The sequence below is a fragment of the Pseudomonas asplenii genome (assembly GCF_001293465.1).
Classification (GTDB): Bacteria; Pseudomonadota; Gammaproteobacteria; order Pseudomonadales; family Pseudomonadaceae; genus Aquipseudomonas; species Aquipseudomonas fuscovaginae_B.
Map to the genome: position 1 here is coordinate 643,727 of NZ_JSYZ01000009.1, position 20,871 is coordinate 664,597.

Here is a 20,871-nt window from a genome sequence, read left to right on the forward strand (position 1 = left end):
TGCTGACATTCTGCTTACGTCCAACGAAACAGCCGCTCCGCCAGCGGGAGCCAGTACGGGCGGCCATCACGGCCACTTGATGCCAGGCAGCAGCTGAGGCATAAGAGCATCACACCTCGACAAGGATCGTTATCTTGCGCATTTTTTACCGTGTGTTACTGGCTCTGATACTGCTGATTGGCCTAGGCCTCGCGGTGATCTTGTACTACATCGCCAATCCGAAATTGCCGGCATACATACCGGCCGAGCAGGTGCATTACCTGGAACAGTGGAGCCCGGCCGATCGCCAGACCTTCTACTACACGCCCCAGGGTACCCAGGTGAAGGGCCTGCGCTACGAATGGTTCACCGCCCTGGAACTGCCCTTCTCCGAACAACGCTTCGCCGCGCCGGAATACCTGGCACGCTTCGGCTTCCTGGTCGATCCTCGGCAACAGGCCACAGCGGATAATCCCGGCAATCTGCCGGTGGGCTTCACCCGCCACCAGAACCCCGCAAGCAGCGAGCAGTACCTGGACATCACCTGCTCGGCCTGCCACACCGGCGAACTGCGCTACAAAGGCCAGGCGCTGAGGATCGACGGTGGTTCGGCCCAGCATGTCCTGCCCTCCAGCGTACCGACGGTGCGTGGCGGCAGCTTCGGCCAGGCACTGGTCGCCAGCCTCGCGGCCACCTACTACAACCCCTGGAAGTTCGAGCGCTTCGCCCGCAAGGTCCTCGGCAACGACTACGAGGCCAAGCGTGCCGAACTGCGGGTGGCGCTGAAACAGTCCCTCGATACCTTCCTCCACGTCGCCTGGAACGATACCCACCGCGGACTCTATCCGACGCTGGAGGGTCCGGGACGCACGGACGCCTTCGGCCGGATCGCCAACGCCAGCTTCGGCGATGCCATCTCCGACAAGAACTACCGGGTCGCCAACGCGCCGGTGGACTACCCGCAACTGTGGGATATCTGGACCTTCGATTGGGTCCAGTGGACCGCCTCGGCCCAGCAACCGATGGCCCGCAATATCGGTGAGGCCCTGGGCGTCGGTGCCACGCTGAACTTTTTCGACGCCAACGGCCAGCCACTGCGTGGCGACGACCGCTATCCGTCCAGCGTGCGGGTGCGTGACCTGCACAAGATCGAGGAAACCCTGCAACGCCTCAAGCCACCGACCTGGCCCGAGGAGCTGTTCGGCAAGGTCGACCTGGCCCGGGCCGCCCAGGGCCGCAAGCTGTTTGCCGAGAACTGTGCCGGCTGCCACGTGCCCTCGGTGACCGAGGAAAACGGTCGTGCGGTGCAACACCTCACCAGCATTCCCCTGGCCGCGATCGGTACCGACCCGAACACCGCGAACAACATCGCCGACCAACGCTATGACCTGAGCGCGCTGCAATGGGACCCGGCGGAACTGGCCAAACTGCCGGTGCAACTTCATCCCAGGAGCGACCAGCCGCTGGACCTGAGCCAGCTGTCGGTAGCCAAGGGCCTGGCCTATGTCACGGCGTTCGTCGAGGAGCGCGCCTATCGCGATGCCGGCGTGACACCTGCCGAGCGCCCGCAACTGGACGGCTTCGGCCTGCCGATCGGCGTACTCGAACAACGGGCCTACAAGGCGCGGCCGCTGGCGGGGGTATGGGCCACACCGCCCTACCTGCACAACGGCTCGGTGCCGAGCCTCTATCAGTTGCTGTCGCCGCAGGACGAGCGCTCCACCACTTTTTATCGGGGCACTTTCGAATACGATCCGCGTCACCTGGGCTATCGCCAGAAAGCCTTCGAGAACGGCTTCCTGTTCGACACCCGGATCAGCGGCAACCACAACAGCGGTCATGAATTCCGTGCCGGCAAGCGCGGCAACGGCGTGATCGGCCGGCTGCTGCAACCGGAGGAGCGCTGGGCCCTGCTCGAATACCTGAAGGTGCTGGGTGGCCCGCTGGAGCAGCAGTTGCCATGAACCCATGCCCTCCCGACAAGCCTGAAAGGACGTTCACATGCTGAAGCGACTGTGGCTGCGCCTCGGCGCATTTCTCGGCAAGAGCCTGCTGCTCCTGGTAGGCCTCGGCCTGCTCGGCTGGGCCCTGGCCACCGGTTGGTACGCCTGGCGCCACAGCGGCCCGGTGCCGACGGTGGAACAGGTGCCGAGCGATGAGACCGCGAGGACCCAGGACATCATTCAGACCGCCGTGCGCATCGTCGACCAGCACCGCGAGGGCACCCGCTACCTGCGCGATGCCCACGCCAAGGCCCATGGCTGTGTGAATGCCGAAGTGCAGGTGCTCGAAGGCCTGGGCAGCGAACTGCGCCAGGGCGTGTTCGCCGAGCCGGGCAAGACCTGGCAGGCGCTGATCCGCCTGTCCAACGGCAATGCCTATCCGCAGTTCGACAGCATCCGCGATGCCCGCGGCATGGCGATCAAGCTGCTGGATGTTCCCGGCAGGCAGTTGCTGGCCGGTCAGCAGGGGCGCCATGAGCAGGATTTCGTGATGTTCAACCATCCGAACTTCTTCGTCAGCGATGTCGCCGAATACCAGCAGAACATCGCCGCCCAGGCCGACGGCAAGAAGGTTCTGGCCTTCTTCCCCAGTTGGAACCCCACCGGCTGGCAGATCCGCCACCTGTTCATTGCCTTGGCAACCCTGGCACCGGCGCCGAAAACACCGCTGCAGACGACCTACTTTTCCGTATCGCCCTACAAGTTCGGCAGTGCCAACGCCAAGTTCCGTGTTGCCCCCGATCCGCAAAGCTGCCCGGAATACGAGTTGCCGAAGCAGAACGAGGACCTGCCGAACTTCCTGCGCAGCGCCCTGGTCCAGCAGTTGTCCACGGACCGGGTTCCGGCCTGCTTCGTGCTGCAGATCCAGCGCCAGAACGCCAACCGGTACATGCCGATCGAAGACACCAGCATCGAATGGAAGGAAAGCGATGCCCCCTTCGAGACGGTGGCGCACATCCGCATTCCGGCGCAGGATTTCGACACGCTGGAGCAGAACATCGCCTGTGACAACCAGTCGTTCAGTCCGTGGCACGGGCTTGAGGCGCACCGGCCGATCGGGGGGATCAACCGCCTGCGCAAGGCGGTGTATGACGCGGTCAGCGATTACCGGCACAGCCGGAACGCCGAACGATAGGAGAGAACCTCAGGGCGGCTAAGCCCCTGTCATGCCCGCAAGGCTTTTGGCGGCCTTACGGGCCTGTTCGCGGATTCATCCGCGAACAGGCACCACAAAAACCCCGGACGAAAAAAAGCCCGCACTGGGCGGGCTTTCCGTGATGCTCTGGCGTTCAGTGGTCCAGAACATCGATATATGGCGCAGCGGACGGGACTCGAACCCGCGACCCCCGGCGTGACAGGCCGGTATTCTAACCGACTGAACTACCGCTGCGCGAAACACTTGAAACGAATGGTGGGTGATGACGGGATCGAACCGCCGACCCTCTGCTTGTAAGGCAGATGCTCTCCCGGCTGAGCTAATCACCCTTCGCTTCCAGTGTGAGCGCATTATGCCACAAAAAATCCATAAAGCACTGATTTAATAAAAAAATTTAAATCGTGGACTTTTCCACACACCAGACAGCAAAAAGCCCGCGGTTAGGCGGGCTTTGCGTGATGACCTGGCGTTCAGTGGTCCAGATCATCGAATATGGCGCAGCGGACGGGACTCGAACCCGCGACCCCCGGCGTGACAGGCCGGTATTCTAACCGACTGAACTACCGCTGCGCTAAACACTTGAACGAATGGTGGGTGATGACGGGATCGAACCGCCGACCCTCTGCTTGTAAGGCAGATGCTCTCCCGGCTGAGCTAATCACCCTTCGCTTTCGGTGTGGCGCGCATTCTACGGAGCGCTCCCCACTCTGGCAAGCACTTTCTTCAATATTTTTTTCAGGCCTTCCAAAGACTTAGCAGAGGGTTGGCCTATCGGGCCACGAAGAGAATAATGCCCACCTTTGTATAAAGGAGAGATTCGCCCCATGTGGTTCAAGAACCTGCTGATCTACCGCCTGACCCAGGATCTGCCTTTTGACGCCGAGGCCCTGGAGGCCGCGCTGGCGACCAAACCGGCCCGCCCCTGCGCAAGCCAGGAGCTGACCACCTATGGCTTCATCGCTCCATTCGGCAAGGGCGAAGACGCACCGCTGGTGCATGTCAGCGGCGATTTTCTGCTGGTCTCGGCCCGCAAGGAAGAACGCATCCTGCCGGGCAGCGTGGTGCGTGACGCACTGAAGGAAAAGGTCGAAGAGATCGAAGCCGAACAGATGCGCAAGGTCTACAAGAAGGAACGTGACCAGCTCAAGGATGAAATCATCCAGGCTTTCCTGCCACGCGCCTTTATCCGCCGTTCGGCGACCTTCGCCGCGATCGCGCCGAAACAGGGCCTGATCCTGGTCAACTCGGCCAGCCCGAAACGCGCCGAAGACCTGCTGTCGACCCTGCGCGAAGTGCTCGGCACCCTGCCGGTGCGGCCACTGACCGTGAAGATCGCCCCGACCGCGGTGATGACCGATTGGGTCAAGACCCTCAAGGCCGCCGACAACTTCTTCGTCCTCGACGAGTGCGAACTGCGTGATGTCCAGGAAGACGGCGGCATCATCCGCTGCAAGCGCCAGGATCTGACCGGTGACGAAATTCAGCTGCACCTGAGCACCGGCAAGATGGTCACCCAACTGGCCCTGGCCTGGCAGGACAAGCTGTCCTTCGTCCTCGACGACAAGATGGTGGTCAAGCGCCTGAAGTTCGAAGACCTGCTGCAGGACCAGGCCGAACAGGACGGCGGCGACGAAGCCCTGGGCCAGCTGGATGCCAGCTTCACCCTGATGATGCTGACCTTCGGCGAGTTCCTGCCGGAGCTGTTCGAGGCGCTGGGCGGCGAGGAAATCCCGCAGGGCATCTGATGGGCCGTACGTAGGGGCCAGGCACCGTTCTGCAGGCGCCTGGCTTGCCAGCGAAGGCTTTGGCGATCCAGAGATCCCTTCGCCGGCAAGCCGGGCCCCTATGGGTCGACGCTTGCCTGCCCCGCCCCGCACATGACAAGGAAAACACCATGCGTGCACTGGCGGCACTGAGTCGTTTTGTCGGTAACACCTTCGCCTACTGGGTACTGATCTTCGCCGTACTGGCGTTTCTCCAGCCCGGCTGGTTCCTCAGCCTGAAAGTCGCCATCGTGCCGCTGCTCGGCCTGGTGATGTTCGGCATGGGCCTGACCCTCAAACTCGAAGACTTCGCCGAAGTCGCCCGCCATCCCTGGCGCGTGGCCCTCGGCGTGGTGGCGCATTTCGTCATCATGCCCGGCGTCGCCTGGCTGCTCTGCCAGGCCTTTCACCTGCCGGCGGAAATCGCCGTCGGGGTGATCCTGGTGGGCTGCTGCCCAAGCGGCACCGCCTCCAACGTGATGACCTGGCTGGCCCGCGGCGACCTGGCACTGTCGGTGGCCATCGCCGCCGTCACTACCCTGCTCGCCCCGCTACTGACCCCGGCGCTGATCTGGCTGCTGGCTTCGGCCTGGTTGCCGGTCTCGTTCGCGGAACTGTTCTGGTCGATCCTGCAGGTGGTCCTGCTGCCGATCGTGCTCGGCGTGGTCGCCCAGCGCCTGCTGGGCGAACGGGTGCGCCATGCGGTCGAGGTGCTGCCGCTGGTGTCGGTGATCAGCATCGTGATCATCGTCGCGGCAGTGGTCGCCGCCAGCCAGGCGAAGATCGCCGAATCCGGGCTGCTGATCATGGCGGTGGTGATGCTGCACAACAGCTTCGGCTACCTGCTGGGCTACTTCACCGGCCGTCTGTTCAAGCTGCCGCTGGCCCAGCGCAAGTCGCTGGCCCTGGAGGTCGGCATGCAGAACTCCGGGTTGGGCGCGGCGCTGGCCAGTGCACACTTCTCGCCGCTGGCGGCAGTGCCGAGCGCGTTGTTCAGTGTGTGGCACAACATTTCCGGCGCCCTGCTTTCGACCTGGTTCCGCCGAATGACTGACGGGCAGGAACGGCAAGCGACCGACTAGGGAAAACTTGCTCCCCGGATCGATAATGTGCACGATAGTGCGCAAGGCAGGGACGACCCTGCGGCTCGCTCGAGCTATCAATCCGGGGACGGCCCCATCACTCGATGGAGGTTCGCATGTCCTGGATCATTCTGTTTTTCGCCGGCCTGTTTGAAGTCGGCTGGGCCGTTGGCCTCAAATACACCGATGGCTTCAGCCGTCCACTCCCTACCGTACTGACCGTTGGCGCCATGGCCATCAGCCTTGGCCTGCTCGGCCTTGCCGTGAAGGACTTGCCACTGGGCACCGCCTATGCGGTGTGGACCGGTGTCGGCGCGGTGGGAACCGTCATCGCCGGGATCATCCTGTTCGGCGAGTCCATGGCGCTGGTACGGCTGGCGAGCGTGGCCCTGATCATCACCGGCCTGATCGGCCTGAAGGTCTCGGCTTCCTGACACGCCGGCCTGTAGGAGCAGAGCTTGCCCGCGAAGCTTCCAGTGGCCTGGCAGACCTCTTCGCCGGCAAGCCGGGCTCCTGCAGGGCAAGCGTCGTACGCGGGATATCCGTACGACGTCCCTCCCCAGCCGTCTTGCATCGTCCCCTTAGCGACGGGCCATCCCGCGCAACTGCAGCACCTGCTCGCGCATCCGTGACGGTACTGCGGACTCGGAGGCCACCGCCGGGCCGGCCACCAGCGTCACCCGTGACCACAGACGCCGGAAGAAGCCCTTCTGCGGATCACGGCTGAAGAAACTGCCCCACAACCCCTGCAGCGCCAGCGGGATCACCGGCACCGGGGTTTCCTCCAGCACGCGGGTCATGCCGCCCTTGAACTCGTTGATCTCGCCATCACTGGTCAGCTTGCCCTCGGGGAAGATGCACACCAGCTCGCCCTCCTTGAGGTACTCGGCGATTTTCCTGAACGCCTGCTCGTAGATCTCCAGGTCCTCGCCACGCCCGGCAATCGGAATCGCGCCGGCCGTGCGGAAGATGAAGTTGAGCACCGGCAACCGGTAGATCTTGTAGTACATGACGAAACGGATCGGGCGCCGCACCGCCCCACCGATCAGCAGCGCATCGACGAACGACACGTGGTTGCACACCAGCAGCGCCGCCCCCTCGTCGGGTATCAGCTCAAGATTGCGGTGTTCGACCCGGTACATGGAATGGCTGAGCAGCCAGATCATGAAACGCATGCTGAACTCGGGGACGATCTTGAAGATGTAGGTGTTGACCGCGATGTTCATCAGCGACACCACCAGAAACAGCTCCGGAATCGACAGCTTCGCCACGCTCAGCAGCAGGATCGACACGATCGCCGACACCACCATGAACAGCGCGTTGAGAATGTTGTTCGCGGCAATCACCCGGGCCCGCTCGTTTTCCGCGGTGCGCGACTGGATCAGCGCATACAGCGGCACGATGTAGAAACCGCCGAAGACACCCAGCCCGAGGATATCCAGCAGCACCCACCAGGCCTGGCTGTGGTGCAGCAGGGCCAGCCAGTCATTGGCCTGGACGTTCTGCGGCAGGTTGCCCGAATGCCACCACAGCAACAGACCGAACAGGCTCAGGCCGAACGAACCGAAGGGCACCAGGCCGATCTCCACCTTGCGCCCGGACAGGCGCTCGCAGAGCATGGAGCCGGCGGCGATGCCGACCGAGAACACGGTGAGAATCAGCGTCACCACGCTTTCGTCGCCGTACATCCACTCCTTGGCATAGGCGGGAATCTGCGTCAGGTAGATCGCTCCGACGAACCAGAACCAGGAGTTGCCGACGATCGAACGCGAGACCGCCGGGGTCTGTCCCAACCCCAGGCGCAGGGTGGCCCAGGACTGGCTGAAGATGTTCCAGTCCAGCCGCAGCTGCGGGCTGGATGCCGCCGCCCGTGGTATGCCGCGACTGGCCAGGTAGCCGAATACCGCCACCAGCACGATCGCCGCGGACACAATGGTCGCGTAGTGCGCCGAGGACATCATGACCCCGGCACTGATGGTCCCGGCCAGGATCGCCAGGAACGTGCCCATTTCCACCAGGCCGTTGCCGCCAACCAGTTCCTCCTCACGCAACGCCTGGGGCAGGATCGAGTATTTCACCGGCCCGAACAGCGCCGAGTGGGTACCCATGGCGAACAAGGTCAGCAACATCAGCGACAGGTGATCGAACACGAAGCCCACCGCACCGATCGCCATGATCGCGATCTCTGCAAGCTTGATCACCCGGATCAGCGCATCCTTGGCGAACTTCTCGCCGAACTGCCCGGCCAGGGCCGAGAACAGGAAGAACGGCAGGATGAACAGCAGGGCGCAGAGGTTGACCCAGATGCCACGGTCACCGTCGATGCTCAGTTTGTAGAGGATGGCGAGGATCAGCGACTGCTTGAAAACGTTGTCGTTGAACGCGCCGAGCGACTGGGTTACGAAGAACGGCAGGAAACGCCGTGTACGCAACAGACTGAACTGCGAGGGGTGACTCATCTTCCATGGTCCTGAGTGGCGCCGAGAGCGGCTTTCTTGTTGGAGTGCGGATCACCGCTCCAGGCCACAACATTACCTAATCCTGAAGATTTATTTCGCGATTCCTGCAAGACAGGGCGAAACGAACAGCTCGCCCCTGTAGGCACCCCGCAGCGTGCGGGTACCGATGATCAGCCACAACACGCTCAACAGCCCGACCAGCAACAGGCCAAAACCGTTGAAAAAGCCCAGATGCAGGACACTGCCCAGTTTCAGCGTGGCCAGGGAGTAGACCCCCAGGGGGAAGGTGAACCCCCACCAGCCGAGATTGAACGGAATGCCGCTGCGCAGGTAACGCAGGGTGATCAGCAGCGCCATCAGCATCCACCACAGGCCGAAGCCCCAGAGAATCATCCCGGCGACCGCTCCCAGGCCGCTGGCGATCTCGCCGATGCCCGCCAGCCCGTTGGCGGCGAACACTGCCGGCGAGTCCGCGCCCAGCAACAGCATGCCCAGCGCGCCGGTACCGATGGGCCCAAGGGCCAGCCAACTCGACGCGGCCATGTTCTCATGGGGCAACTTATGCAGTGCCATGCGCAACAGCAGGATGGCAAGGATGCTGAAAGCCACGGGGACCGAGAAAGCCCAGAGCACGTAGCTGGTGACCAGTACCTTGAACTGCTGCGCGCTGTCCCCCAGGTGCGGGACCAGCAGCGCACCACTGGCCGCCGCCACCTCCGCCGCGACCACCGGCAGCAGCCAGACCGCGGTCATCTGGTCGATGCGGTGTTCCTGCCGGGTGAACATCATGAACGGAATCAGCACCCCGCAGGCCAGGGACAACACCACATCGAGCCACCACAGCGCCTCGGCGATGCCGACGGCCGTTTCGCCCCAGTGCGGCACACCGAACAGCAGGAAACCGTTGATGATGGTCGCCAGCCCCATGGGAATGGTGCCGAAGAACATCGAGACGGTGGAGTGCCCGAAGATCCGCCGTGCCTCATGGAAGAACAGCACCCAGCGTGCACCGTAGAGCAGGCTGAACACGCTGAACAGCAGGATGTTGAACAGCCACAGGCCTTCGGCCACGGTGCGCAGGCCCGGCATGGCGACCGGCAGTTGCGCCAGGGCCAGGGCCAGCACACCGGTACCCATGGTCGCGGCGAACCAGTTGGGGGTGAACTGGCGGATGGCTTCGAGGGGGTGCGGCAAGTGGCTCAGAGGCCGCAGTCCGGGTTTGATACTGTTGGTGCAGGTTTGCATGGCTGTCTCCTGTCCCCTGGTGAGGTTGCAGCCATCATAGAACCGTATCGAATATCTATATAACGGGTATTTTCTCTATATCTTATCTATTTTAAAGATATACGTCAGAGGCTGCCCTCACTCTCGATCACCAGTACCCGCGCCGGCCCCTGCGGCTCGGCCAGGTGCTCGCAACCGACACCCGCGTAGAAGATATCGCCGCTTTCCAGCATCACGGCCTGCTCGATGCCATCCAGGCGATAGCGCATGCGCACCTGACCATCGAGCACCACGAACACTTCCTGTCCGTCGTTGACATGCCAGATGTAGGGCTGGTCGGTCCAGTGCAGGCGGGTGCTGATGCCGCTCATGCTGGCAATGTCCAGCGCCGCCCAGGGACGGGCACCGGTGAAGTCGCGGCTGCGAATGACGGTCATGGCTGTTGCAGCGCCAGCTGGTTGGAGGCCGGGATCGAAGAGCGGGACAAGGCCACCCCCTGCTCCACCGCCGACAACCATTGCGCGGTGCTGGCCACGGCGGCGAAACGGCTATGGAACACCACGCTGAACACCCGGTGGATTTCCTCGGCACTGGCCCGCCCCGCTTCGTTGGCATACGGCAACGAGCCGGTGGCATCGGCCAGAAACTCGACCGCCAGGCCACGGTGGGTGGCTTCGAAAATGGTCGAGGCGTTGCAGTTGTGGGTCATGTAGCCGACCACGCTGAGGGTGTCGACCTCGCGCTGCGCCAGCCATTGGGCCAGGTCAGTGCCGGCAAAGGCGCTGGGCAGGGTCTTGTTCACCCGATGATCATGGCGGCGCGCGGCAACCACCGGATGCAGTTCCCAACCCGGCGAGCCGATGGCGAACAGCGGCGACGTCGCCGGAGCATCGTTCTGCACCAGCACCACCGGGATACCCGCGGCATTCGCCGCGTCGATGGCCCTGCCGATGTTGGCCAGCGACTCGCTGACGGGTGGGTATTCGATCAGCAGGTTGCCGCTGACGTATTCATTCTGCACATCGATCACGATCAGCGCACGACGAGGGGCTTGGGACATGGTTCGGTACCTGGTAGCGGGTTCGGAAGACCATGATTGCCGGTCGGCGCAAAACGCATAAGTGGCCTGAAAGACAATATTCGATAAGATCAGGCCAAATCCGTTTGCCCAAGGCCCGCTCGATGACCACCCTCCAGATCGCCGTGATCGCCTTCAACGGCATCAGCCCGTTCCACCTGTCCGTACCGGCCCTGGTGTTCGCCGAGCAGCGTGAAGGCATCGATATGCCGCGCTTTTGCCTCAAGGTCTGCGGGTTCGAGTCGGGACCGCTCGGCACCTCGGCCGGTTTCGATATCCAGGTGCACCACGGGCTGGAAGCGCTGGAACAGGCCGACGTGATCATCATGCCGTCGTGGCGCGACACCGAGGAGCGGCCACCCGAGCGCCTGCTCGAAGCCTTGCGCCAGGCGCACGCCAGGGGCACGCGGATTGTCGGCCTGTGCCTGGGGGCCTTCGTCCTGGCCGAGGCCGGCCTGCTGGACGGGCGCACGGCCACCACCCACTGGAATTGGGCCACGGCCTTTGCCCGGCGCTATCCGCAGGTAAAACTCGATGCCGATGTGCTGTATGCCGAGTCCGATCACCTGCTGACCTCCGCCGGCACCGCCGCCGGTCTCGATTGCTGCCTGTACCTGATGCAGCAACTGTGCGGCGCCGAAGCCACCCACAAGGTGGCCCGCCGCCTGGTGATCGCGCCCCATCGCTCGGGGGGACAGGCGCAGTTCATCGAACGGCCGATCGCCACCGCTGGCGAGCAGGACCGCATGGGCCAGTTGCTGCAGTGGCTGGGGCAGCATTTCACCCGCAACCACTCCCTGGACGACCTGGCGGAACGCGCGGCCATGAGCCGCCGCTCACTGACCCGGCACTTCCGGCAGATGACCGGAACCACCATTGGCCAATGGCTGCTGGGCCAACGCCTGAGCCATGCCCAGCGCCTGCTGGAAAGCAGCTCCCGGAGCATCGAGGCCATCGCCGTGGAGTCCGGGTTCGGCAGCGCCCTGTCGTTGCGGCAGCACTTCAACGCCTCGCTGCATATTTCTCCGTCGGCCTACCGGGCACAGTTCATTGCGCGCTGACCCAGGGACCGGGCGTTTGCGGCGCAGATTCCAGCGAGCCGGGCAGGCTTCGATGAAGATCCAGCCGGTATTCCCGGCGCAGCCAGGAGACGTCCAGCACCGGTTCCATCCCCGGCGCCGGTCGCCTGATTTCATCGTTGCGCAGCAACAGGTTGCGCATGATCGCGAAGCGTGCCCGGCTGATATGCCCGCCCGAACCATAAAAGGCCGGCCGCCCCAGCCTGGCCGCGACGCCAATGTCGCCACCGAACCAGCCGGCGGCGACTCCCAGGCGGGCCATGATGAAAGCGTGATCCCTGAGGATCGACGCGCAGACTTCCACCAGCGCGATGAAACCCTGCACCACCAGGTCCATCGACTCCAGGCCATGGAGCACGGCGATGCGCCTGCCGATCGAGCGGGCGCCCCGGCCCGCCAGCAGGCAGTCGATGCACTCATGGGCCAGCAACACCCGGCGCCTGGGGTCCGGCTCCAGCAGCATCGCCTCGCGCAGGGTATGAAAGGCATAGGCCAACGGCACAGCCCCGCGCGGGCGCATCGCCGTTCCTGGCAGGACATGCCGCAACTGCCGCCCAATGGCCGGCAACACACCCGCGCGCAACAGCAACACGGCCTGACGGGGCAAGGGTTGTGCGGCGACCTCGAGAACGAGGGTGAAGGTTTGCGACAGATCCGCGCCAGCGAGCTGGCGCGCAAGGTGATCGGCGTTGAGGGTGAACGTCCGAGGAACGGGGGCAGGCATGATCGTCCTTGAAAGGCGGCTCAGCGACCGGCCAAAGACTGAGCGCCCGTCGCTTTCACGGCTTTCAATTTACGCTCGCCGCCCGCCGTGGCGGCGAGCCCATCCCGTTGTCAGGCGGCACAGGTCCTGGCCGGCCGCTGCAGACGCAGCGCCAGCAGGGCTCCCAGCGACAGCAGGATCAGCACGCCGCCGTAGCCCTGGGTGGTGACGATCAAGCCCAGGCTGCGGCTGAGACTTCCGGCCAGGAAGGCCGGCATGCAGAAGCCCAGATAGCTGAGCACATAGAACGTCGACATCAGCCCCGCCCGCTCATGGGGCAGAGCCAGTGGCACGACACTGCGCAGCGCGCCGAGAAAACCGGCACCGAAACCACTGCCGGTGAGCAGTGTGCCGACGAAGAACAACCACAGGCTCGCCTCGTGCACGGCGACCAGCACCAGCGCCACGCCAATCGCCAGCAGGCCCGCGCCCAGTTGCAACACCTTGCCGGCGGCCCGCTCGCGCAGGCTGAAAATCGCCGCAGCCCCACTCAGGGTCAGGATCGCCACCAGGCCGCCGCCGATCAGGTTCGAGGTCGACCCCGTGACCGCCCGGACCAGTGAGGGTGCCAGCGACGAGTAGAAGCCGCCCACCATCCACACCGCGACGTTGACCGGCAACGACAGCCACAAGGCCCGCCTTGCCTGTGGCGGCACGTGCAGGGCCGGCCGCAGGGAAGCCAACGCTCCCGGCTGCGCGCTGACACTCTCCGCCAGGCGCCAGACATACAGAGCCTGGAACACCAGCAGGGCCAGCAGCAGTTCGTAAACCAACTGCGTCGGCCGCGGGCAGTACTCCGCCAGCAGGCTCGCCCCCAGGGCCCCGCAGGCCATGCCCAGCAGCGGTGCCAGGCTGTTGACCAGCGGGCCCTTGCGGTTGTCGCGGTCCAGCAGCGCCGCACCGAGCGCACTGGTGGCCATGCCGGTGGCAAACCCCTGCAGCACCCGGGCGGCGATCAACAGCGGTATGCTGTCGGCAGCGATGAACAGGCCCATGGCAATGATTTCCAGCAGCAACGCGCTGAAAAGCACCGGTCGACGGCCCAGGTGGTCGGACAACGAACCCACCGTCAGCAAGGCCGCCAGCAGGCTCAGGGCATACACCCCGAAAATCAGCGTCAGGGTTGCGGCGGAAAATTCCAGCGCCTCCTGATACAGGTGGTACAAGGGTGTCGGTGCACTGGATGCGGCCAGAAACGTCAGCAGGGTGATCGACAGGAAGACCAGGCCGGAACGGTTTGAAACAGTCACTTCAGCACGGTTGGACATGAACGGACTCCACAAAAGCTAAAATTTTGCTTTTGCGCAGTGTGCTACCGCTTTTCGCTTAAAGCAAATTCTTTGTGTTAAGGTTTTACCCATGGCGATAAAAGAAAGTATCCGCCCCGGTGGCCGCAGCGCCCGGGTGCAGGAATCGATTCACGCGGCCGTCCGTACGCTCCTTGAAGAACAGGAGCGCTCCAGCATCACCGTGCCGCAGATTGCCAGCCGCGCCGGTGTCACCCCATCGACCATCTACCGGCGCTGGGGCGACCTCTCTGAACTGCTGGCCGATGTCGCCCTGGCGCGCATGCAGCCGGACCGCCCACCGCTGGACACCGGCAGCCTGCCCGGCGACCTGCGTGCCTGGGCCGAACAGTACCTGGACGAAATCAGTTCGGAGCCGGGGCGCAACATGATGCGCGATGTGCAGAACAGCACCTCCATTCCCGGCCACTGCGTGGAAATTCTCGGCGGCCAGTTGCGAATCATCCTCGATCGCTATCCGCAGGCCGGTCAATTGCCCAGCGTCGATCACCTGCTCAACCTGATCGTCGCCCCGATCGTGTTTCGCGTGTTGTTTTCCAGCGCCCCGTTGACCGTCGAGGAATTGCACCGCCTGATCGATATCGCCCTGCGCACCTGAGCATCGGCTGCGACACCAGGCCACGCTGCGACCTTGGTCGACACTGACGCCGCCCGGCCATCGTGCGAGACTGTGGTCCCGGGGCCGGACGGCCCTCGGGATGTCTTTTGCCGGGAGTTTCCATGTCGCTGTCCAGCGGGCTGATCGCCGTCGTCGCCCTGGCCTATATGGCCATCATGTTCGCCATCGCCTTCTATGGCGACCGTCGCCGCGCGCCCTTGCCGCCGCGGCTACGCGCCTGGGTGTACAGCCTGTCGCTGGCGGTCTACTGCACCAGCTGGACCTTCTTCGGCGCGGTCGGCCAGGCTGCCGACCAGCTCTGGGCGTTCCTGCCGATCTACCTCGGGCCGGTACTGCTGCTGGTGTTCGCGCCCTGGGTCCTGCAGAAGATGGTGCTGATCAGCAAGCAGGAAAACATCACCTCGATCGCCGACTTCATCGCCGCCCGCTACGGCAAGTCACAGTCGCTGGCGGTGGTGGTGGCGCTGATCTGTCTGGTCGGGGTATTGCCCTACATCGCCCTGCAACTCAAGGCCATCGTCCTCGGGGTGAACCTGCTGATCGGTGCCGGGGCCGACGCCATGGGCGTGCGTGCCCAGGACACGGCCCTGATCGTCTCGCTGGTGCTGGCGCTGTTCACCATCCTGTTCGGTACCCGCAACCTCGACGCCACCGAACACCACCGCGGCATGGTGCTGGCGATCGCCTTCGAATCGCTGGTCAAGCTGCTGGCCTTTCTCGCGGTCGGTGCCTACATCACCTATGGCGTCTACGACGGTTTCGACGACCTGTTCGACCAGGCGAGGAACTCGGCGCTGCTGGCCGAGTACTGGAAGGAAACGGTCAACTGGCCCTCGATGGTGGTGCAGACCGGCGTGGCGATGATGGCGATCATCTGTCTGCCGCGGCAGTTCCATGTCACCGTGGTGGAGAACATCGAGCCCCAGGACCTGCGGCTGGCCAAGTGGGTATTCCCCACCTACCTGATTCTCGCCGCGCTGTTCGTGGTGCCGATCGCCCTGGCCGGGCGGATGATGCTGCCGGCCGAGGTCCTGCGCGACTCCTACGTGATCAGCCTGCCACTGGCCCAGGCCCACCCGTCCCTGGCGCTGCTGGCCTTCATCGGCGGTGCCTCGGCGGCCACCGGCATGGTGATCGTCGCCAGCGTCGCCCTGTCGACCATGGTGTCCAACGACATGCTGCTGCCCTGGCTGCTGCGCAGGACCAATTCCGAGCGGCCGTTCGAAGTGTTCCGTCACTGGATGCTGTCGGTGCGCCGGGTCAGCATCGTCGCCATCCTCCTGCTGGCCTACGTCAGCTACCGCCTGCTGGGTTCCACCGCCAGCCTGGCGACCATCGGCCAGATCGCCTTTGCCGCCGTCACCCAACTGGCCCCGGCGATGCTCGGTGCGCTGTACTGGAAACAAGCCAACCGTCGCGGGGTGTTCGCCGGGATCGCCGGCGGTACCTTCCTCTGGTTCTACACCCTGGTCCTGCCGATTGCCGCCCACAGCCTGGGCTGGTCGCTGAACAGCTTCCCCGGCCTTGCCTGGCTGCATGGCAACCCGTTGGGCCTGCCCATTTCCCCGCTGACCCAGGGGGTGGTGCTGTCGCTGGCCGGCAACTTCACGCTGTTCGCCTGGGTCTCGGTGCTGTCGCGCAGCCGCGTCTCCGAACACTGGCAGGCCGGGCGCTTCATCGGCCAGGAAATCAGCGCCCGTCCCGGTGCCCGCTCGATGCTGGCGGTACAGATCGAGGACCTGCTGACCCTCGCCGCGCGTTTCGTCGGTGAAGAGCGGGCGCGCCAGAGCTTCATTCGCTTCGCCTACCGCCAGGGCAAGGGCTTCAACCCGAACCAGAACGCCGACAGCGACTGGATCGCCCACACCGAACGCCTGCTGGCCGGTGTACTCGGCGCCTCCTCGACCCGCGCGGTGGTCAAGGCGGCCATCGAGGGTCGCGACATGCAGCTTGAGGACGTGGTACGTATCGCCGACGAAGCCTCCGAGGTGCTGCAGTTCAACCGTGCCCTGCTGCAAGGCGCCATCGAGAACATCACCCAGGGCATCAGCGTGGTCGACCAGTCGCTGAAACTGGTGGCCTGGAACCGCCGCTACCTGGAACTGTTCAACTACCCGGACGGGCTGATCAGCGTCGGCCGGCCGATCGCCGACATCATCCGCTACAACGCCGAGCGTGGTCTCTGCGGCCCGGGCGAGGCCGAAGTCCACGTGGCCCGGCGCCTGCACTGGATGCGCCAGGGCCGCGCGCACACCTCCGAACGGCTGTTTCCCAACGGTCGGGTGATCGAACTGATCGGCAACCCGATGCCCGGTGGTGGCTTCGTCATGAGCTTTACCGACATCACCGCGTTCCGCGAGGCCGAGCAGGCCCTGACCGAAGCCAACGAGGGCCTGGAACAACGGGTGGCCGAGCGTACCCACGAACTGTCGCAACTCAACCTGGCGCTGACCGAGGCCAAGGGTAACGCCGAGGCGGCGAACCAGTCCAAGACCCGTTTTCTCGCCGCGGTCAGCCACGACCTGATGCAACCGCTGAACGCCGCCCGACTGTTCTCCGCCGCGCTGTCACACCAGGAGGAAGGGCTGTCGGCGGAGGCGCAACAACTGGTACAGCACCTGGACAGTTCGTTGCGTTCGGCCGAGGACCTGATCAGCGACCTGCTGGATATCTCGCGCCTGGAAAACGGCAAGATCACTCCGGACTCGAAGCCGTTCGCCGTCAACGAACTGTTCGACACCCTGGGCGCCGAGTTCAAGCTCCTGGCCCAGGAACAGGGTCTGAAGTTCCGGGTACGTGGCAGCCAGTTGCGCATCGACAGCGATATCAAGCTGCTGCGGCGGATCCTGCAGAACTTCCTGACCAATGCCTTTCGCTACGCCAAGGGCCCGGTGCTGCTCGGCGTACGTCGGCGCGGCGAGCTGTTGCTGCTGGAGGTGTGGGATCGCGGCCCGGGAATTCCCGAGGACAAGCGCCAGGTGATCTTCGAGGAGTTCAAGCGCCTGGACAGCCACCAGACCCGCGCGGAAAAGGGCCTGGGGCTGGGCCTGGCGATCGCCGACGGCCTGTGCCGGGTGCTGGGGCATCAACTGCAGGTCCGCTCCTGGCCGGGGCGTGGCAGCGTGTTCAGCGTCAGCGTGCCCCTGGCCCGCGCGTCGCAGGCCGTGACCCATGCCAGCGTGGCAGTCAATGGACAGCCCATGAGCGGTGCGCAAGTGTTGTGCATCGATAACGAGGACAGCATCCTGATCGGCATGCACAGCCTGCTCAGCCGCTGGGGTTGCCAGGTATGGACCGCACGCAACCGCGAGGAATGCGAGGGACTGCTGGCAAGGGGCATTCGTCCGCAACTGGCACTGGTGGACTATCACCTGGACGACGGCGAAACCGGCACCGACCTGATGGCCTGGCTGCGTACACGCCTGAACGAACCGCTGCCCGGCGTGGTGATCAGCGCCGATGGCAGGCAGGAAACCGTTGCGCAGGTGCATGGCAGCGGGCTGGACTACTTGGCCAAGCCGGTGAAGCCGGCAGCGTTGCGGGCCCTGCTGAGTCGACACCTGGCGCGTTGAGCTGCGCTTTCATGACCTGGGCCTGGCTTTGGGGCCTGTTCGCGGGCAAGCCCGGCTCCTACAGGTTTGAGTCGAGTTCAAGAGGCATGAACGCCGCAATACGGTTGGAGCCGGGCTTGCCCGCGAACAGGCCCTCAAGCCAGACCCACGACTCCAGCCCCACCGGATGAATCACTCCGGCAATTCGACCACGCCATCGGCATCGGTCATCGCCCGCTCCAGCAGGTCGGCAGGCAGGCTCTTGCTCGCGCGAGCCCCCAGCAGCTTGAGCTGCTCGCTGCGGCTGATGAGGTTGCCCCGGCCTTCCGTCAGCTTGTTGCGCGCCGCCGCGTAGGCCTTGTCCAACTGCTGCAGGCGGCTGCCTACTTCGTCCAGGTCCTGGATGAACAGCACGAACTTGTCGTACAGCCAACCGGCGCGCTCGGCGATTTCCCGAGCGTTCTGGCTCTGGCGCTCCTGTTTCCAGAGGCTGTCGATCACCCTCAGGGTCGCCAGCAGCGTGGTCGGGCTGACAATCACGATCTGCCGGTCGAACGCCTCCTGGAACAGGTTCGGTTCCGCCTGCAAGGCCGCCGAGAACGCCGCCTCGATCGGCACGAACAGCAGGACGAAATCCAGGCTGTGCAAGCCTTCCAGACGCTTGTAGTCCTTGCCGGACAGGCCCTTGAGGTGATTGCGCAACGACAGCACATGCTGCTTGAGTGCCGCCTGGCCGATCACCTCGTCAGCCGCGCCGACATACTGCTGATAGGCCGTCAGGCTGACCTTGGAGTCCACCACCACCTGCTTGTCCCCCGGCAGCAGGATCAGCACGTCCGGCTGGAACCGCTCACCATCAGGGCCCTTGAGGCTGACCTGGGTCTGGTATTCGCGGCCCTTTTCCAGGCCGGCATGCTCGAGCACCCGCTCAAGAATCAGTTCGCCCCAGTTACCCTGGGTCTTCTGGCCCTTGAGCGCCTGGGTCAGGTTGGTCGCCTCATCGCTCAGGCGCAGGTTCAGCTGTTGCAGGCGCTCCAGTTCCTTGCCCAGGGAAAAACGCTCGCGGGCCTCGGCCTGGTAACTTTCCTCGACACGTTTTTCAAAGGACTGGATACGCTCCTTCAACGGGTCGAGCAATTGTCCGAGGCGTTCCTGGCTGCTTTGCGCGAAACGCGCCTCGCGCTCATCGAAGATCTTCCCGGCCATTTCGGCAAACTGCGCCCGCAGTTCGTCCCGCGAGCCTTGCAGGTCCTGGAGCCGTTGCTGGTGCCCCTCCTGCTGTTCACGCAGGGCCGCATTCAACGAGGCCACCTGCGCATCGAGGCGGCGCAACTCGGTTTCCTTGCCGTTGCGTTCGAGGTTCCAGGCATGGGCCGCATCCCGGGCGTTGTCACGCTCGATCTGCAACAGGTCGACTTCGCGCCGCAATGCCGCCAACTCCGCCTGCTTGGCGGCATTGGCCTGGCCGAGGTCGCTGACCTCGTCTCGACAGGCATCCAGTTGGGCATTGAGCCCGTCCTGGGCCAGTTGCGCGTTGGCCAGGCGTTCATCCTGCAAGGCCAGCTCGGCCTGCGCCGCGCCGGCGCGACGCTGCAGTTGCCAGGCGAACGCCAGCAATGGCAGCGCCGCCCCCGCCAAACCCAGCAACAGACTGGTCAGATCCAACGCCATAAGCACTCCCACGCAACACCGGACTCAAAGGGTCAAGGGTAGCGAACACGCCACGCCAGGGACAGCTCAGTCTTCGAGCAGTCCCAGTTCGCGCCGGGCCACCTGGTCGCCAGCGCGGGCCGCCTGGCGCAGCAACTCGTGACCGATACGCCGCTCACGGGAACTGCCGCAATCGCGGCACATCAACTGCCCCAGGCGACGCTGGGCAAGCACCACACCCTGGCGCGCCGGCTGCTTCAACAGGCGGCCGGCGAAGTGCTTGACGTTGGGGTTGTGGCCCAGGCTCGGGCTGTCCAGCAACCAGAGCGCGACGCGCAGCGAAAAACGCTTCGGCTCGGTTGAAATCGTATTGGACGAAGATGGAGATGATGAGGTCGAACGAAACTTCATATCAGACAGTAGGGCAAATCGCAGGGCGCGCCACTCTACTCTTTTTTTCACGAAGGTAAAGTCGAAAAAACGCCACATGCCCGAGCTAGAGCAAGCGCTTGGGACAATCCACAGAAGCTGTGGATAACTCAGTGGACAACCCCCCTTTAACCCCCGCAAAGCCCCATGGAACGGGGCTCGCAGTCAAACTGTCGATTTTTTCACCAATAAAAAAAGACGATATTTTTCATTGACTTGTATTTCCAATACAGGCATTCGCGGGCCCGGAGAGGTAGATGACAAAGAGGTGACAAGCCGGGCCAATAATGTGCACAAGTGATACGTGCGCGGTTATATCGGCGCACCTTTTTTGCACAAGCAGATGAGACAAGGCCTGGCGACAGGCCCGCTGACCTCGCCGGTGCCGCCCTCGAGTGCCTCGCTATCGGGCAGCTCGAAAACCAGCGGTTCACCGCCATCGACATCACGAGTTTTTTGCAAAAAACCCTTCCCTTGCGCTTTCCAATACGCTAGTATCCACAGCGTTAGTACCAAGCTGAAAGTCAATTCTGGTCGAAAACATCCCTTGGTAGCCACGCTTCGAAGAAGCAGGCCACTGAAAACAGGGAGCGACCTCTCGATGGTTTCCAGGTAAAAATTGCGCCACGACACCCTTGAAAAGGGTGTTGCCAAGATTTTTTCTCTGACCGAACCAACCTGCAAATTGATCAGGATCTTCACCCCGGGCACAGAACCTTTGCCCCTGTC

The 20,871-nt window shown here is 63.9% G+C and carries 17 protein-coding genes and 4 tRNA genes; 8 read left to right on the top strand and 13 right to left on the bottom strand.

All coding sequences use genetic code 11. The features are described 5' to 3' along the window. Nucleotides 1-134 precede the first annotated feature (134 nt). Nucleotides 135-1,943: a di-heme-cytochrome C peroxidase gene (locus tag PF66_RS14730; protein ID WP_054057199.1), complete on the top strand. Its 1,809-nt coding sequence runs from the start codon at nt 135-137 to the stop codon at nt 1,941-1,943. Nucleotides 1,944-1,980: 37 nt separating this feature from the next. Continuing rightward, nucleotides 1,981-3,117, top strand: coding sequence for a catalase family protein (locus PF66_RS14735; RefSeq protein WP_054057200.1), 1,137 nt, complete (start codon nt 1,981-1,983; stop codon nt 3,115-3,117). A gap of 178 nt (nt 3,118-3,295) precedes the next feature. Here the strand turns inward: PF66_RS14735 and PF66_RS14740 are convergent. From PF66_RS14740 to PF66_RS14755, 4 genes are all read right to left on the bottom strand, one after another. Beyond that, nucleotides 3,296-3,372 (bottom strand) — tRNA-Asp (locus PF66_RS14740). 19 nt (nt 3,373-3,391) lie between these two features. Then, nucleotides 3,392-3,467, bottom strand: a tRNA-Val gene (locus PF66_RS14745). A 164-nt stretch (nt 3,468-3,631) separates the two neighbouring features. Beyond that, nucleotides 3,632-3,708: transfer RNA gene (locus PF66_RS14750), tRNA-Asp, on the bottom strand. Between the two features lie 18 nt (nt 3,709-3,726). Beyond that, nucleotides 3,727-3,802, bottom strand: a tRNA-Val gene (locus PF66_RS14755). Between the two features lie 160 nt (nt 3,803-3,962). Here PF66_RS14755 and rdgC point away from each other — a divergent pair. The 3 genes from rdgC (at nt 3,963) to sugE (ending at nt 6,417) form a co-directional block, all read left to right on the top strand. After that, nucleotides 3,963-4,883 (top strand): recombination-associated protein RdgC, encoded by a 921-nt coding sequence (rdgC, locus tag PF66_RS14760; RefSeq protein ID WP_054057201.1) that lies wholly within the window; start codon nt 3,963-3,965, stop codon nt 4,881-4,883. Nucleotides 4,884-5,032: 149 nt separating this feature from the next. Continuing rightward, nucleotides 5,033-5,983, top strand: coding sequence for a bile acid:sodium symporter family protein (locus tag PF66_RS14765; RefSeq protein WP_054063076.1), 951 nt, complete (start codon nt 5,033-5,035; stop codon nt 5,981-5,983). 116 nt (nt 5,984-6,099) lie between these two features. After that, nucleotides 6,100-6,417, top strand: coding sequence for a quaternary ammonium compound efflux SMR transporter SugE (gene sugE, locus PF66_RS14770; RefSeq protein ID WP_054057203.1), 318 nt, complete (start codon nt 6,100-6,102; stop codon nt 6,415-6,417). Between the two features lie 147 nt (nt 6,418-6,564). Here the strand turns inward: sugE and PF66_RS14775 are convergent, their stop codons facing one another. The 4 genes from PF66_RS14775 to PF66_RS14790 form a co-directional block, all read right to left on the bottom strand. Continuing rightward, nucleotides 6,565-8,442 (bottom strand): MFS transporter, encoded by a 1,878-nt coding sequence (locus tag PF66_RS14775; protein ID WP_054063077.1) that lies wholly within the window; start codon nt 8,440-8,442, stop codon nt 6,565-6,567. Nucleotides 8,443-8,532: 90 nt separating this feature from the next. Continuing rightward, the gene (locus PF66_RS14780; protein ID WP_054057205.1) at nt 8,533-9,687 is read right to left on the bottom strand and encodes a TDT family transporter; all 1,155 of its coding nucleotides are present in this window, start codon (nt 9,685-9,687) and stop codon (nt 8,533-8,535) included. A 104-nt stretch (nt 9,688-9,791) separates the two neighbouring features. Next, nucleotides 9,792-10,103 (bottom strand): cupin, encoded by a 312-nt coding sequence (locus PF66_RS14785; protein WP_054063078.1) that lies wholly within the window; start codon nt 10,101-10,103, stop codon nt 9,792-9,794. Then, nucleotides 10,100-10,726 (bottom strand): cysteine hydrolase family protein, encoded by a 627-nt coding sequence (locus tag PF66_RS14790; RefSeq protein WP_054063079.1) that lies wholly within the window; start codon nt 10,724-10,726, stop codon nt 10,100-10,102. The genes PF66_RS14785 and PF66_RS14790 overlap by 4 nt, the downstream gene beginning before the upstream one ends. 122 nt (nt 10,727-10,848) lie before the next feature. On the opposite strand from PF66_RS14790, the gene PF66_RS14795 reads away from it, so the two are divergent. Further along, nucleotides 10,849-11,805 carry a helix-turn-helix domain-containing protein gene (locus tag PF66_RS14795; RefSeq protein ID WP_054063080.1) on the top strand — a complete coding sequence of 319 codons (957 nt, stop codon included), beginning with the start codon at nt 10,849-10,851 and terminating at the stop codon, nt 11,803-11,805. Here PF66_RS14795 and PF66_RS14800 read toward each other — a convergent pair. Both PF66_RS14800 and PF66_RS14805 read right to left on the bottom strand, forming a co-directional pair. Then, complete coding sequence (locus tag PF66_RS14800; protein WP_054063081.1) at nt 11,792-12,547, bottom strand: hypothetical protein; 756 nt, start codon at nt 12,545-12,547, stop codon at nt 11,792-11,794. The genes PF66_RS14795 and PF66_RS14800 overlap by 14 nt on opposite strands. A 110-nt stretch (nt 12,548-12,657) precedes the next feature. Further along, a complete protein-coding gene (locus PF66_RS14805; protein ID WP_054063082.1) occupies nt 12,658-13,854 on the bottom strand; it encodes an MFS transporter in 1,197 nt (398 codons plus the stop codon). A gap of 91 nt (nt 13,855-13,945) precedes the next feature. Between PF66_RS14805 and PF66_RS14810 the strand changes: the two genes are divergently transcribed. Beyond that, a complete protein-coding gene (locus tag PF66_RS14810) occupies nt 13,946-14,491 on the top strand; it encodes a TetR/AcrR family transcriptional regulator (RefSeq protein WP_054061183.1) in 546 nt (181 codons plus the stop codon). 122 nt (nt 14,492-14,613) lie between these two features. Next, nucleotides 14,614-18,084 (top strand): hybrid sensor histidine kinase/response regulator, encoded by a 3,471-nt coding sequence (locus PF66_RS14815; RefSeq protein WP_054061182.1) that lies wholly within the window; start codon nt 14,614-14,616, stop codon nt 18,082-18,084. A 171-nt stretch (nt 18,085-18,255) separates the two neighbouring features. Here the strand turns inward: PF66_RS14815 and rmuC are convergent, their stop codons facing one another. From rmuC to PF66_RS32735, 3 genes are all read right to left on the bottom strand, one after another. After that, nucleotides 18,256-19,620 carry a DNA recombination protein RmuC gene (gene rmuC, locus PF66_RS14820; protein WP_162491345.1) on the bottom strand — a complete coding sequence of 455 codons (1,365 nt, stop codon included), beginning with the start codon at nt 19,618-19,620 and terminating at the stop codon, nt 18,256-18,258. A 180-nt stretch (nt 19,621-19,800) separates the two neighbouring features. Next, nucleotides 19,801-20,124, bottom strand: coding sequence for a hypothetical protein (locus PF66_RS14825; RefSeq protein WP_054063084.1), 324 nt, complete (start codon nt 20,122-20,124; stop codon nt 19,801-19,803). A gap of 330 nt (nt 20,125-20,454) precedes the next feature. Beyond that, nucleotides 20,455-20,844 (bottom strand): hypothetical protein, encoded by a 390-nt coding sequence (locus PF66_RS32735; protein ID WP_152973019.1) that lies wholly within the window; start codon nt 20,842-20,844, stop codon nt 20,455-20,457. Nucleotides 20,845-20,871 lie beyond the last annotated feature (27 nt).

What these genes read in the sequence shown, in the direction of transcription:
- PF66_RS14735 (WP_054057200.1), top strand. Translation starts at nt 1,981, where the DNA reads ATGCTGAAGCGACTGTGGCTGCGCCTCGGCGCATTTCTCGGCAAGAGC.
- rdgC (WP_054057201.1), top strand. Translation starts at nt 3,963, where the DNA reads ATGTGGTTCAAGAACCTGCTGATCTACCGCCTGACCCAGGATCTGCCT.
- PF66_RS14765 (WP_054063076.1), top strand. Translation starts at nt 5,033, where the DNA reads ATGCGTGCACTGGCGGCACTGAGTCGTTTTGTCGGTAACACCTTCGCC.
- sugE (WP_054057203.1), top strand. Translation starts at nt 6,100, where the DNA reads ATGTCCTGGATCATTCTGTTTTTCGCCGGCCTGTTTGAAGTCGGCTGG.
- PF66_RS14775 (WP_054063077.1), bottom strand. Translation starts at nt 8,442, where the DNA reads ATGAGTCACCCCTCGCAGTTCAGTCTGTTGCGTACACGGCGTTTCCTG.
- PF66_RS14780 (WP_054057205.1), bottom strand. Translation starts at nt 9,687, where the DNA reads ATGCAAACCTGCACCAACAGTATCAAACCCGGACTGCGGCCTCTGAGC.
- PF66_RS14785 (WP_054063078.1), bottom strand. Translation starts at nt 10,103, where the DNA reads ATGACCGTCATTCGCAGCCGCGACTTCACCGGTGCCCGTCCCTGGGCG.
- PF66_RS14790 (WP_054063079.1), bottom strand. Translation starts at nt 10,726, where the DNA reads ATGTCCCAAGCCCCTCGTCGTGCGCTGATCGTGATCGATGTGCAGAAT.
- PF66_RS14795 (WP_054063080.1), top strand. Translation starts at nt 10,849, where the DNA reads ATGACCACCCTCCAGATCGCCGTGATCGCCTTCAACGGCATCAGCCCG.
- PF66_RS14800 (WP_054063081.1), bottom strand. Translation starts at nt 12,547, where the DNA reads ATGCCTGCCCCCGTTCCTCGGACGTTCACCCTCAACGCCGATCACCTT.
- PF66_RS14805 (WP_054063082.1), bottom strand. Translation starts at nt 13,854, where the DNA reads ATGTCCAACCGTGCTGAAGTGACTGTTTCAAACCGTTCCGGCCTGGTC.
- PF66_RS14810 (WP_054061183.1), top strand. Translation starts at nt 13,946, where the DNA reads ATGGCGATAAAAGAAAGTATCCGCCCCGGTGGCCGCAGCGCCCGGGTG.
- PF66_RS14815 (WP_054061182.1), top strand. Translation starts at nt 14,614, where the DNA reads ATGTCGCTGTCCAGCGGGCTGATCGCCGTCGTCGCCCTGGCCTATATG.
- PF66_RS14825 (WP_054063084.1), bottom strand. Translation starts at nt 20,124, where the DNA reads ATGAAGTTTCGTTCGACCTCATCATCTCCATCTTCGTCCAATACGATT.